This window comes from Lewinella sp. W8 (genome assembly GCF_004375085.3).
GTDB lineage: Bacteria > Bacteroidota > Bacteroidia > Chitinophagales > Saprospiraceae > Neolewinella.
Map to the genome: position 1 here is coordinate 88,593 of NZ_SNAQ03000010.1, position 13,721 is coordinate 102,313.

Here is a 13,721-nt window from a genome sequence, read left to right on the forward strand (position 1 = left end):
TGTAGAGGGGGTGGGTTAAAATATTTTGACTACATTTTTGTCTTATTATGTTTATTTACAGATGTTTACGAATTAAATTAATTTTTATGTCTACAGAGTCTACATGTAGACTCTGTAGACGAAAAATCGACAGTTTTTTCCGCGGCCCTCACCCGCCAACCTGGCACCTGCGCGCCGTCGCCCTACGTTAATTCCCTTGGTCACAGCCAATGACCGCTAGGTAGGGGCTAGCCAAATCCACCCCGCTGGACAAATATCCGAAAATACCGAAGCAGCAGCTAGGAATGAATCTTCCCTTCCGCTCGTAGCAATTTGCGTGTGCGGTCAGTAGGAAGCGGAAATACCGGGGCGTACCATTCCGGCTTTCGCCCCGATAGCTGCTCATTTCTAACGATGTAATTCTATCGGACTACTGCAGTACTCCGGCGCCTTCTCGTTGTAGTACGGGCTCCGATCCAGTACAATCGATGATGGTGCTCGGCTCAATTCCGCCCATGCCGCCATCAATTACGGCATCCACCAGTTTTCCGTACCGTTCGTAAATATCCTGTGGGTCGGTGTAGTACTCCGCAATCTCATCGTTGCTCTTCAGACTGGCCGTCAGGATGGGCCGCCCCAATCCACGGACCAGCGCATCCACAATGTTGTTGTTAATGATGCGCACACCGATGGTTTCCTTGCGGTTTTTGAGGATTTTCGGCGTCTTATTGTTGGATTTGAGAATGAAGGTGAAGGGGCCGGGCAGGTTGTGCTTCATGACGCGAAATACGTCATTGTTGATCATTGCTGAATAGTCCGTTACCTGACTGATGTCCTGACAGATGAAGCTGAACATGGCCTTGGAAGGATCCATCCCCCGTAGCCGGGCGACCTTCTCAACCGCATTTTTGTTGGTGATGTCGCATCCAATGCCGTAGACGGTATCCGTTGGGTAGATGATGACGCCGCCATCCTCAAGGATTTCAACTAATTGCTTGATAAGACGTCCTTGGGGATTGTCAGAATTGATGGAGACAAGCATGGGCAGCAAAGTTTTTGGTTAAGGGCATTTACCCCGGTGGGGAAATACTCGCGAAATAAGGTTTTGCCAGGTAATAAGGGGAGAAGTTGGAACATTTCCAAAAAAACTTGAACCGCCAGTTGGGGTGTTAGCCGTGAACCCAATGTTAGGGGGAGAATTCCCCCAATTGATACAGTTTACTCCTCTTCCCCGATGGTCTTCAGGTCCCGGTGAACGGCAATGGCCGCGTTCAATTCAAAGCCGATGATCAGAATCAGGGCGTTCAGCTGGAGCCAGAGCATGACGATGATGATGGTCGCAATGGAGCCATAAAACTTGGTGTAGGTGTCATAACGGTTAAACCCGTCCACGTAAAAGCTGAAGGCTACCGAAGTCAGCAGAGAGAGGACGGTTGCCAGCGTGACACCCGGACTGAAATAACTGAACTTTTGAAAGGTAGCGGCTCCGTAGCGGTACAGGCTGCCGATACTGACGTAATACAACACCAGCATGATGACCCAGCGCAGGAGGTTGAACAAAAAGCTGGTAAAATCACCGATGGACAGCAGGCTGGATAGCCAGTCGATGATGTTACCCCCCAGGATAACAAAAACCACGCTGGCTACGATAAACAGGCTGACCTGCAGGGTCAGTCCGGCGGCAATAAGGCGTTTGCGCAGGGCATTGCGGCGCTTGAAGGTCTTGACGTAGCTCTTCTCGAAGGCCTGCATCATGGCCATCATGCCGTTGGTGCTGAAGTAAATGGACAGCAGGAAACCAAAGGATAACAACCCGAATTTGGGCTGATTCGTAATGTCCTGCACGAAACCGAAAAGAATATCTCCCGCCTGCCCTGGCATCACCTGCTTGATCTCTTCGTAAAGGATGGTATTGAAGTTGCTCAGTTCCGGAAACCAGATGGTAAAGAAATCCAGCAGAAAGGGCACCAGGGTGAAAAGCGTCAGAATGGAGGGGAAGAGAGAAAGGAAAAAACTGAAGGCGATACTGTTGGCCCGCGTAAAAAGGTCATCCCTCCGCACTTCGTGAAAGACAAAGACAACGACGTCGTAAATCGGGACGCCGTGAAAACCGATAAAGCTGTTGTGCTTGGCGTAGTGTACCAGCCCCAACCACCACGGATGGCGGGTGAAGAAAGTTTTTATCTCCGCAAGTTTCGGCAGCCTAATCTTCAAAATGAGGGCGCAGTTTTTCCAGTAGGTAGTCCGGCGCAGCGGTCGTACGACCGGAAGCTACTTCAACAAAACACAATTTGACGGACCCTCCGTTGACCAATTTACCCTTTTCGTTACGAATTTCGACGTGAAAGGTAATTGTGTCGACGGGCAGACGCCGTAAAGTAGTCTCGATGGTCAGCAATTCATCGTAACGCCCCGGACGGACGAAGCGCTGGTTGAGCGACATGACGGGCATCATCACCCCATGTTCTGCTTCCATGGAGGCATAACTCAACCCGATGTCCCGCAGCATTTCCACCCGGCCGATTTCGTACAGCATGGCGTAGCGGCCGTAGTAGAGGTAGCCCATTTGGTCCGTTTCTCCGTACCGTACGCGATGGGTAGTGGTAGAACTTAGCATGAATCGTCCGACAGTTGTTGTTTGACCGCAAATTTAGCGTTAGTGGTCCAGTTGTAGGTTTATGGGGGCGGAGTGGCGTTTTGCCGGGGTCCGTGAAGCAGCGGATTCCATCGATTTTCCCTATACTCGCAATCCAGTTTAAAGTAGATACACAATGTCCAGAAAAATTAGAATGGGAATGGTTGGCGGAGGCCGTGGAGCCTTCATTGGTGCCGTTCACCGCATCGCCGCAGCCATTGATCAGCAAATTGAACTCGTATGCGGAGCCTTCAGTTCCAGCCCCGAAAAATCTAAGGCGAGTGGGGAAGATCTATTCCTGCCCGCCGACCGGGTTTACGGGAGCTACGAAGAAATGATCCTGAAGGAAAAGGAATTGCCGGAGGACGTGAGGATGGACTTCATCTCCATCGTGACCCCCAATCACGTGCACTTCGGGCCCGCAAAGATGGCCCTGGAAAACGGCTTTCACGTCGTTTGCGATAAGCCGATGACCTTTAGCGTGGAAGAAGCCAGAATGCTGGTGAAACTGGTGGAGGAGACCGGACTGATTTTCGCGCTTACCCACAACTATACCGGATATCCCATGGTCAAGCAGGCCCGGGATATGATCAAGGCGGGAGATATCGGTAAAGTCCGCAAGGTCGTCGTGGAATACCCGCAGGGGTGGCTGGCCACCAAACTGGAAGATTCCGACCAGAAACAGGCCAGCTGGCGGACCGACCCCAGCAAATCCGGACTGGGCGGGGCCATGGGAGATATCGGCACCCACGCCGAGAACCTGGCCGAGTACATGACGGGACTGCAAATTGAGTCCGTTTGCGCGGACCTGACGAGCTTCGTCCCCGGCCGTCGCCTGGATGACGACGCCAATATCCTGCTTCGCTTTGCCGGAGGGGCCAAGGGCGTCCTACACTGCAGCCAGATTGCCGTTGGGGAAGAAAATGGCCTCAACATCCGCGTGTGGGGAGAAACCGGAGGCCTGGAATGGCACCAGCAGGAACCAAACACCCTCATCGTGAAAAACCTGGAGGGCCCCGCGACCTACTACCGAACCGGCGTAGGGGAACTTTCCGCCGCCGCCCAGGCGGCGCAGCGCGTTCCCGCGGGACACCCGGAGGGCTACCTGGAGGCTTTCGCCAACATCTACAAGAACTTTGCCCACTGCGTGCAGGCCCGCCTCGCGGGTAAAGAACCCGATCCGCTGTATACTGACTTCCCCGACGTGCACGACGGACTGCGTGGAATGGTCTTCGTTGAGCGAGTGGTGCAAAACAGCCAGAGTGACGATAAGTGGACCACGATTTAATCCATGGTCCCCAGGCATAAATTAAGGTGGCGGCTCCCTGCGGGGGTCGCCACCGCTCGTTTTAGCCGCAACTTTCGGAGGTGGGTTCCGGGTTATTTTCCCAAATAACCCCTAACCAAACCACCGTTTATGCAGCCCCACCAATCTTTTCGCATCTGGTTTACGCAACGCAGTGGCAGCACTTTGCTGTGTAAGGGACTCGAAGACACGGGCCTTACGGGTAGACCCGGAGAGTTCTTTAACCTTTCGATGGAGGAAACGCTGTGGGATAAATACGGCGTGACATCTTACGACGCCTTTCGGGAGCACCTCTGGAAGCTGGGCAGCAGTTCTAACGGCGTCTTCGGCATCAAACACTCCGTTCACCATACTTACTACCGCCACTTACTGGGAGAAATTGCCGCACTTGACGGAGCGCCGGAATACCGTGAGGGAGATCCGGAATCGGTGCTTGCCGATCTGTTTCCTAACTGTAAGCACATTTACCTGACCCGCAGGAATAAAATCCGCCAGGCGGTTTCCTGGTGGAAGGCGATCAAGGACGATGTTTGGCACCTTTCGTCGGGGCAGACCCAGGAACAGACGGAAGATTTTTACGAAGAGCACTACGATTTTGACGCGATCATGCACCTCTTCAAGGAAGCAAACCTCAAGGAGTGCACGCTGCAGGATCAGTTTGATCAGTATGCTCTGCGTCCGTTGGTGGTGGTCTACGAAGACATGATCAAGGACTTTCCCGGCACCCTGACGCGCATTCTGGATTACCTGGAGATCAAGGGCCCCACCACGCTTCCGCCCAAAAATTTACAACGGACCGCCAACCAATACTCCGAACGCTGGGTGCAACGATTTCGTACGGATTTACAGGCGGCCATGCCCCACCAGGTATGGTAGGCCCTCACTCCTATGGTAAGGCATTGGACACGGAGTGCAGGTGCCAGGTACGTCCCTGCGAAGCCGGGGTTACGGGTGGTTTAACGGCAGCATCATACTAATTGGGCGTTCGTCCATTAATGGTGGTCATTCACCGAAAACCGGATGCCTGGCCTTCCCGGAAGCTTGATATTTGTGGTGGATTTAAGATCAACTATCGGAACCTGTCCTTGGCGTCATTCGTGAATCACAACATTCCGGACTCCCATTGAACAAGGTCAAAACCCCAACCTTTTGCTGAGTAGCATCTCACTGATTTAACACCCCGCCAAATGAAATCATTTTTACGTTTTAGCATTCCCAATTTCCCCAATCCAAATCAGTTTCTCTCGAGTAACACGAACGTCCGGCCTTTCGGTCGGCGTTTGTTGTTTCTCGTCCTCGGTTTAGCCCTCTGCTCCGGAGTTTTTGCTCAGGGCAGCATCAAGGGCCAGGTGCAGGATGCCGATGGAGCAGCCGTGCCCTTTGCCAACGTTGCCCTTTACCTGAAGGCCGACTCCAGCCTGGCCAAGGTGGAAACCACGGACGATGCGGGTATTTTTCAGATGGCCCAGGTGGCCGCCGGAACCTACGACCTCGTCGTCACCTATCTCGGGATGCCGGATCTCCGCCAACCCGGACTGGAAGTTGCGAACAATGACCTGATTGATCTCGGAGTACTCTCCATGGAGCCCGCGGGCATTGAGCTGGAAGCGGCTACGGTAACGGCCACCCGCGCCCTGGTGGAGATCAAACCCGACCGGACCGTTTTCAACGTTCAGGGGACGATCAACGCCGTGGGCGAAAACGGTCTGGACCTGCTGCGCAAAGCTCCGGGGGTAACCATCGACAATAACGATAACATCAACGTGCTGAGCCGCTCCGGCGTACTGGTCTACGTAGACGGAAAGCGCCTTCCACTGGCCGGAGATGATCTGTCCAACTACCTGCGTAACCTCACCGCCGAGCAGATCGACCGCATTGACATCATTACCAACCCCAGCGCCAAGTACGAGGCCGAGGGCAACGCCGGAATCATCGACATCCGGTTGAAGAAAAACGAAAACGAGGGGGCTAACGGAACGGTATCCGGCACTTTCAGCCAGGGGCGGTACTCCCGCTTCAACACCAACTTTACGGGGAACTACCGCAACCGGTTCATGAACGCCTTTGCGAACCTGACCTACGCTCAGGGAGAGTCGTGGAATAATTTCTTCTTCGACAGTTTTCAAAACGGACTTTTCCTCGACGAAGAAACGCTGGTACGGGGAAGCGATCGCAACCCCAGCTACCGCGCCGGCGTCGACTTCTTCTTAAGTGACCAGCATACCATCGGTTTCCTCATCGGAGGAGGCTATCAGGACAACGAAAGCCGGGCCAGCAACGATATTGACCTCTATTCCGTAACCAATGGCGTGGTTAATGCGGAGGCCGACAGCCTGCTGCGGGCGGCCACCTTCGGTCGCTCTGATCGTAGCCAGAATACCTTCAACATCAATTACCGTTACGCCATCGGTGAGGGAAAGTCCCTCAATGTTGACCTCGATTATGGCCGGTTCCGCAACGACAACTTTCGGGACCAACCCAACGCTTACCTCAGCCCCGACGGAAGTACCGTCCTTACCCAAATTGATAATTACTTCGACACCCCCATTGACATCGACATTTCCACGGCCAAAGTGGACTATGAGCAACCCCTTTTTGGTGGACAGTTCAGTACCGGCATAAAGCTCTCTCAGGTGGGGACGGACAATACCTTCCTGTTCTACGACGTAGATGCGGACGGTAACCGCACCTTGAACGATGCCCGCTCCAACCAGTTTGATTACGACGAGCGCGTCTACGCCGCCTACCTCAGTTTTGCCGGCAAAATCAACGACAAGATCAGCTATTCGGCGGGACTACGTTCCGAGCTCACCGACGCCACCGGTGACCTGCGGGCCTTCCGGGTTGACCTGGAAGAGCCTCCCGTAGAACTCAATTACCTCAGCTTTTTCCCCAGCATTGGGTTCACCTATGCGGTTAACCAACGAAAGGGGAATACCATCGCCCTGAACTACGGACGACGGATCAACCGGCCGGATTACAACGTCCTCAACCCGTTCCGGAACCAGATCAGCCAGTTGAGCTACGAAAAGGGTAACCCCTTCCTCAATCCCGAAATCGTGGACAATGTTGAATTGGGCTACACCCTGGCCTACCGCTACAACTTCAAGTTAGCCTACAGCCGTACCAGTAACCAGATTACCCGCCTGATCGGACCCGACGATATCGACCCGCGTGCCGGATTCATCGGGTGGGACAACCTGGCCACCCAAACGAACTACAGCTTCAATGCGTCATTGCCCTTCACGGTGACCAAGAAATGGAACGCGTTTTTCAACGTTTCGGCGGGGTACCTGGATAACCAGGCGGACTACGGAGACGGCGCCGTCATTGACCTTCAGGCCTTCACCTACAGCCTGTTCTCCCAGCATACCTGGCAACTGCCCGGTCAGTTCACCGGTGAAATCAGTGGGTTCTATTCTGGGCCCGGGGTGTGGGGAGGAGTCTTTAAGTACGAAGCACTGGGCTCCCTGAATCTTGGCCTGCAGAAGAAGTTCATCAACGACCAGATGAACGTGAAGCTGAGTGCCAGTGATATCCTCTTTACCTCCAACTGGCAGGGAGGTTCCGAATTTAACGGCCTGGTGAGTTCCGGAAGGGGATTCCGTGACAGTCGTCGGGTGACCCTGAGCATCAGCTACAACTTCGGTAATCAGAAGGTGAAAAGCCGTAAGCGCAATACGGGGCTGGAAGACGAAGCCAGCCGGGTAGGCAGTAAGTAAGCCATTGCGCCACCGGAAGGAGAATTCCTTCCCTTTAGAAGTAGGCTGTTCCGTGAGGTTTCATCAGCGATTCCTGCGGAATCGCGGCAGTTCAGAGGGGCAAATGGTAGCGGCAAGGCATGTGTGGGATGGCGTAGAGTTATACACCTTCTAGAGGCTAAATTGTGTCCAGTAATATTGTAGTCTAAATTTTTAGGTTCCGGGCGTCTTGTTAGGTATGATCATCTGAAGGTCGAAATCACCCACCCTTTGGAAAATCTTGGTGTCGCCTTTCCCCGAAAGGCGACCACACCAGCAAAGAAAGTAAGATTAGACAAGATCGATTTGTCACATTCTTTTGCGGAAGGTCCTTTAGTTATCCCAGTCTAATTCGGTTTCCTTTCGGGGAAAGGAAACACCATTTAACCTCAATTATTTGCTAATTTCCTCAAGAGGAATAATTCAGAATAGGTGATTAACTCATTAGACTAATGGCTACGGTTCACTGACGATCCGACACACCTGAAGGTAGCAAAGGAAATACTTCATGGGGCACAGAGTACAATGCAATATACAGTCGTAACTCAACGCCACTACATGGGTTACAACTTTGTGCTAACCAACACATGCCTTGCCGCTACTAGTAAATTCAATGACTTAATGGCCAGAGGGTTAATTCACGGAACAGCCTACCTTTAGCAGACTCATTCCTGCGGAATTTTCGAACCCCGTGCGAATGAGTCTTCTGCGTTTAGACCCTGATCCTGTGGGGGTTAAGGGCTGACCATCGGGCGGTTGGTATAGGCTCGGGGGGCATTCGTCCGCCGCTGGTGGCCGTTCGCCGAATGCGGGGATTTGTGGTGCAACGGGAACAGGGATTGCCAGTCCTTTTGGGTGACAGCTTACTTTTTGACGTAACACCCTCCAAATGAATTCTTTTTTACCTTTTTCTCTTCTCCGTTCCCCCCTTCCCTTTAACCAGCCGAAACGACTGTTTCTGCTGGCTTTCTGGGGGCTACTGGGCACCTGCGTCCTCGCCCAAAGTACCATTAAGGGCCAACTGCAGGATACGGATGGCCTGGCGGTTCCCTTCGCGAACGTGGCCCTGTACCTGAAGGCGGATTCCAGCCTGGTCAAGGTGGAAACCACCGACGACGCCGGTATTTTTCAGATGCAGCAGGTAGCTCCCGGAGACTACGATCTGGTGGCCACCTACCTTGGGATGCCGGACTTGCGCCGCCCCGATCTGCAAATCGGGGAAAATGACCTGATCGACCTTGGGGTACTCAGCATGCAGCCGGCGGGCATCGAGCTGGAAGCCGCCACCGTGACGGCCACCCGGGCCCTGGTAGAGATCAAACCGGACCGGACCGTCTTTAACGTGCAGGGGACCATCAACGCCGTGGGCGAAAATGGCCTGGACCTGCTGCGGAAAGCCCCCGGAGTAACCATCGATAACAACGACAACATCAACGTCCTGAGTCGCTCGGGCGTGCTGGTGTACGTGGACGGTAAACGACTACCGCTTACCGGAGACGACCTGGCAAACTACCTGCGCAACCTCACCGCCGAGCAAATTGACCGGATCGACATCATTACCAATCCCAGTGCAAAGTACGAGGCCCAGGGCAATGCCGGAATCATCGATATCCGACTCAAGAAGAACGAGAATGAAGGGGCTAACGGCACCGTTTCGGGAACCTTTAGTCAGGGACGGTACGCTAACTTCAATACCAACGTTACGGGCAACTACCGCAACAAATTCATGAACGCCTTCGGTAACCTGACCTACGCTCAGGGCGAGTGGTGGAACATCATGGATTTTCGGAGCTTCCAAAACGGCCTCTTCCTGGATCAGGGAGCCGTCATGCGGGGAAGCAGAACGAACCCCAACTTCCGGGTGGGGGTTGATTTCTTCCTCAACGACCAGCAAACCCTGGGCTTCCTCGTCGGGGGCGGCTATCAGGACATGGAGCAGCGCGACCAGAACGACGTGGATATTTTCTCGGTCAACAACGGAGTGGTAAGTGCCACGGCCGATAGTTTACTCCGGGCATCAAGCTTTGCCCGGGCGGACCGGGGGCAGAATACCTTCAACGTCAATTACCGCAACGATATGGGACAGGGCAAGTCGCTGAACGTGGACCTGGATTACGGGCGATTCCGCAACGATAACCTCCGTAACCAACCGAATACTTACCTCAGCCCCGACGGCGCCACCGTACTGAGCCGGGTGGATAATTACTTCGATACACCCATCGAAATTGACATCGCGACGGCAAAACTGGATTACGAACAACCCCTGCTGGGCGGGCAGTTCAGTACGGGGGTGAAGTTGTCCCAGGTGGGAACGGACAACACCTTCCTGTTTTATGACGTCGACGCCGAAGGAAACCGGGAGCTGAACGACGGACAATCAAACCAGTTTAACTACGACGAGCGGGTGTATGCGGGCTACGTATCCTACGCCGGAAAGCTGAACGATCAGATCAGCTTCTCGGCCGGACTACGGTCTGAAATTACCAACGCTACCGGCGACTTGCGGGCCTTCCGGGTTGACCTGGAAGAACCCCCCGTGGAGTTTAACTACGTAAGTTTTTTCCCCAGCGCGGGCATCACCTACGCGTTGAACGCCCAGAAGGGCAACACCGTTTCGCTGAACTACGGTCGGCGAATTAACCGTCCGGATTACAATGTGCTGAATCCGTTCCGGAACCAGATCAGTCAGCTGATGTACGAGAAGGGTAACCCCTTCCTCAGTCCGGAAATCGTGGACAACCTCGAACTGGGGTACACCCTGGCCTACCGCTATAACTTCAAGCTGGCCTTTAGCCGGACGAGCAACCAGATCACCCGTCTGATCGGACCGGACAACGTCGATCCCCGGGCAGCCTTCGTCGGATGGGATAATCTGGCGACCCAAACGAACTACAGTTTCAACGCCGCCCTGCCCTTTACCGTGACCAAAAGCTGGAACGCCTTTTTCAACCTGTCCGGAGGTTATCTGGATAACCAGGCGGACTACGGAGACGGGGTGACCATTGATCTGCAGGCCTTCACCTACAGTATCTTCTCCCAGCATACCTTCCAGATGCCCGGAGGATTCACGGGGGAAATAAGTGGATATTTTTCCGGCCCCGGTGTGTGGGGAGGCGTCTTTGAGTACGAAACCAGCGGCTCCTTCAACCTCGGATTACAGAAGAAATTCCTCGACAATCAGATGAACGTGAAACTGAGCGGTAGTGATCTTTTCTTCACCACCGGCTGGCGGGGAACCTCGGAATTCAACGGCCTGGTGAGCTCCGGCCGGGGCAACTGGGACAGCCGTCGGGTGACCCTGAGCATCAGCTACAACTTCGGCAACCAGAAGGTGAAGAGCCGCAAGCGGAACACCGGACTGGAAGATGAAGCCAGTCGGGTAGGGGGGTAGGCCTAGGCTGTTCCGTGAATTAATCCTTTGGCCATCAAGTCATTGAATTTACTAGTAGCGGCAAGGCATGCCTTGCCGCTACCATTTGCCCCTCTGAACTGCCGCGATTCCGCAGGAATCGCTGATGAAACCTCAGGGCACAGCCTAGGGCTAGTCCTACCGGACTGAATAATTATTGGGGTAGTTCGTTAGTGTTCCGGGGAACCTAATGAACTACCCCAATACTGTTTATCTTGCTCCCATGAAATACTGGATGCTACTGGCCCTGGCGGGGCTACTATACGGATGCGATCAAGCCATCGATTCAGCGGAAGTGGAACAGTCTACGGACGAGGTAATGGCCGTGGAGCAGGAGACCACTACGGACGTGGAGGCCATCCTTGATTCGCTGGGGATCACCCTGCCCACCCCGAGTAAGCCCGTGGCGAACTACGTGAACGCGGTCACGACCGGTAAGCTGGTTTTCCTGGCCGGGAAGGGCCCCACGCGTGCCGATGGCACGCGGGTCACCGGCAAGCTGGGGCAGGACCTCGACATCGAAGCAGGCTACGCAGCCGCCAGGTTGGTGGGCGTCAACCAGTTGGCCGCCCTCAAGGCCGAAATCGGTGACCTGAACCGGGTCCGCCGCATCGTCAAGGTGCTGGGGATGGTGAATTCCACCCCCGACTTCACCGATCAGCCCAAGGTGATCAACGGCTTTTCGGACCTGATGGTGGAAGTCTTTGGCGAGCGGGGTAAACACGCCCGCGCCGCGGTGGGTATGGCCGCCTTACCCAGCAACATTGCCGTAGAAATTGAAATGATCGTTGAATTAAAGTAAAGTGCGGCGAATCAGCGTTCGCTGCCGCCCAACCAACCTCCCTTGAATGAAAGCTACTCCCCTTAACGTGCGTTCTTTTGCCCTCATTTGTTCTTTGCTCCTTGGCCTGGGGCACGGCACCTGCGTCCTCGCTCAGGTCGACCCGGCCTACTTTGCGGAGCACAGCTTCAGCCGTGCCGACAGCCTGCGGGGGGCACTCCGCCCGGAACGTACCTCCTTCGACGTGACCTATTACGAGCTTCACCTGGACGTGGACGTGGAGGACCGGGAACTGGAGGGTAAAGTCGTCATGGAATACACGGTGGTGGCGCCCACCCGGCGCCTTCAGCTGGACCTGTTCCGGAATATGGGGCTGGACCGTATCGTTCAGGACGGTAAGGAATTGCGTTTTACCCGGATCGAGGATGCTGTCTTTGTGGACCTGCCGGAAATCCTTCCCGAAAATTCCCGTCACGCGATGACCATCTATTACGGGGGCAAGCCCATCGCGGCGAAGAACGCTCCCTGGGACGGTGGCTTCGTCTGGAGCCTCGACCAAAAGGACCGCACCTGGGTGGGCGTGGCCTGCGAGGGCACCGGAGCCAGCCTCTGGTGGCCCAATAAGGACCACCTCAGCGACGAACCCGATTCGATGCTGATCAGCGTGACGGTACCGAAGCGTTTATTCGTGGCCAGCAACGGTAACCTGCGGGCCGAGGAGGAAGTGGGCCGTTGGAAAAAGCGCTACGACTGGTTCGTATCCTACCCGATCAACAACTACAACGTTTCCCTGGGCATCGGTCATTACGTCCACTTTGATTCTACCTACGTCGCCACCGATGGAGAAGAACTCGCCCTGGACTATTACGTCATCGATTACAACGAAGCGCGTGCCCGTAAACAGTTTCGTCAGGTTGGTCCGATGTTGCGGGCCTATGAGCATTACTTCGGGAAGTATCCCTTCTGGGAAGACGGTTTTGCCCTCATCGAAACCCCCTACCTCGGCATGGAACACCAGAGTGGAATTGCCTACGGCAACCGCTACATGCGCGGGTACCTGGGGGGGCTGATCCCCGAGGATATGGACTGGGATTACATCATCATCCACGAGACGGGGCACGAATACTTCGGCAACTCCATCAGCGTGGCCGACCACGCCGAAATGTGGATTCATGAATCCTTCACCACCTACATGGAGGCGCTGTACGTGGAATTTCTCTACGGGCAGGCGGACGCGATACGTTACCTGATGACCCAGAAGCGATTCATCCAGAATGAGTCTCCGATCCTTGGCCCCCTGGACGTCAATTTTGACGACTTTGGCAGCTCCGACCACTACTACAAGGGGGCCTGGGTGCTGCACACCCTGCGGCACGCGATCAATGACGATCCGCTCTTTTTCGGTATGCTCCGGAGTTTTTACCAGGATCATGAACGGAGCATCGTCAACACCCAGCAGGTGATCGACTACTTCAGCCGTTACGCCCAGCGGGATTTAGGACCCTTCTTTGAGCAGTACCTGATGCATCCGGAGGTTCCCCTGCTGCTACTGCGGGAAAATGATGGTGCCGTTGAGTACCGGTGGTCAGTGGCCGCCGAATCCTTCAATATGCCGGTTCAGGTTTGGGTGGATGATGAGCCCATTCGGCTGCAACCGGTGCCGACCGAGTGGCAGGAACTGGGCTGGGGGTTCCGTGCTCGTGATGTTAGGCTGGACGGCCGACGGTTTCTGGCCGAGATCGAAATCGTGAATGCACCCTGAACCCCCCGATTTTTCTACCTTTTTCGGTGGAAAATGACGGGATTTTCCCATTCTTGATATTTATCATTTTTCCCTTTGATGGCCATCATGGAGTAGGGTAGTGCTTTGC

Annotated in this window: 9 protein-coding genes; 6 read left to right on the plus strand and 3 right to left on the minus strand. The window is 54.6% G+C overall.

The window, feature by feature from the left end; translation table 11 throughout:
* Positions 1–409: 409 nt before the first annotated feature.
* The 3 genes from E1J53_RS12660 to E1J53_RS12670 form a co-directional block, all read right to left on the minus strand.
* Positions 410–1,021: an L-threonylcarbamoyladenylate synthase gene (locus E1J53_RS12660; protein ID WP_134270811.1), complete on the minus strand. Its 612-nt coding sequence runs from the start codon at positions 1,019–1,021 to the stop codon at positions 410–412.
* 176 nt (positions 1,022–1,197) lie between these two features.
* Positions 1,198–2,193 (minus strand): YihY/virulence factor BrkB family protein, encoded by a 996-nt coding sequence (locus E1J53_RS12665; RefSeq protein ID WP_134270810.1) that lies wholly within the window; start codon positions 2,191–2,193, stop codon positions 1,198–1,200.
* Positions 2,183–2,596, minus strand: coding sequence for a thioesterase family protein (locus E1J53_RS12670; protein ID WP_134270809.1), 414 nt, complete (start codon positions 2,594–2,596; stop codon positions 2,183–2,185). The genes E1J53_RS12665 and E1J53_RS12670 overlap by 11 nt, the downstream gene beginning before the upstream one ends.
* 154 nt (positions 2,597–2,750) lie before the next feature.
* Here E1J53_RS12670 and E1J53_RS12675 point away from each other — a divergent pair, with 154 nt between their 5' ends.
* From E1J53_RS12675 to E1J53_RS12700, 6 genes are all read left to right on the plus strand, one after another.
* The gene (locus E1J53_RS12675; protein WP_253931637.1) at positions 2,751–3,902 is read left to right on the plus strand and encodes a Gfo/Idh/MocA family protein; all 1,152 of its coding nucleotides are present in this window, start codon (positions 2,751–2,753) and stop codon (positions 3,900–3,902) included.
* A 129-nt stretch (positions 3,903–4,031) separates the two neighbouring features.
* Complete coding sequence (locus tag E1J53_RS12680; protein ID WP_134270808.1) at positions 4,032–4,796, plus strand: Stf0 family sulfotransferase; 765 nt, start codon at positions 4,032–4,034, stop codon at positions 4,794–4,796.
* 311 nt (positions 4,797–5,107) lie between these two features.
* Positions 5,108–7,642 (plus strand): TonB-dependent receptor, encoded by a 2,535-nt coding sequence (locus tag E1J53_RS12685; protein ID WP_134270807.1) that lies wholly within the window; start codon positions 5,108–5,110, stop codon positions 7,640–7,642.
* Between the two features lie 907 nt (positions 7,643–8,549).
* On the plus strand, positions 8,550–11,051 hold the full coding sequence (locus tag E1J53_RS12690; RefSeq protein WP_134270806.1) for an outer membrane beta-barrel protein: 2,502 nt from the start codon (positions 8,550–8,552) through the stop codon (positions 11,049–11,051).
* 337 nt (positions 11,052–11,388) lie between these two features.
* Complete coding sequence (locus E1J53_RS12695; protein WP_216650047.1) at positions 11,389–11,871, plus strand: RidA family protein; 483 nt, start codon at positions 11,389–11,391, stop codon at positions 11,869–11,871.
* A gap of 46 nt (positions 11,872–11,917) precedes the next feature.
* Positions 11,918–13,612 (plus strand): M1 family metallopeptidase, encoded by a 1,695-nt coding sequence (locus E1J53_RS12700; protein ID WP_134270805.1) that lies wholly within the window; start codon positions 11,918–11,920, stop codon positions 13,610–13,612.
* The last annotated feature ends 109 nt before the right edge of the window (positions 13,613–13,721 follow it).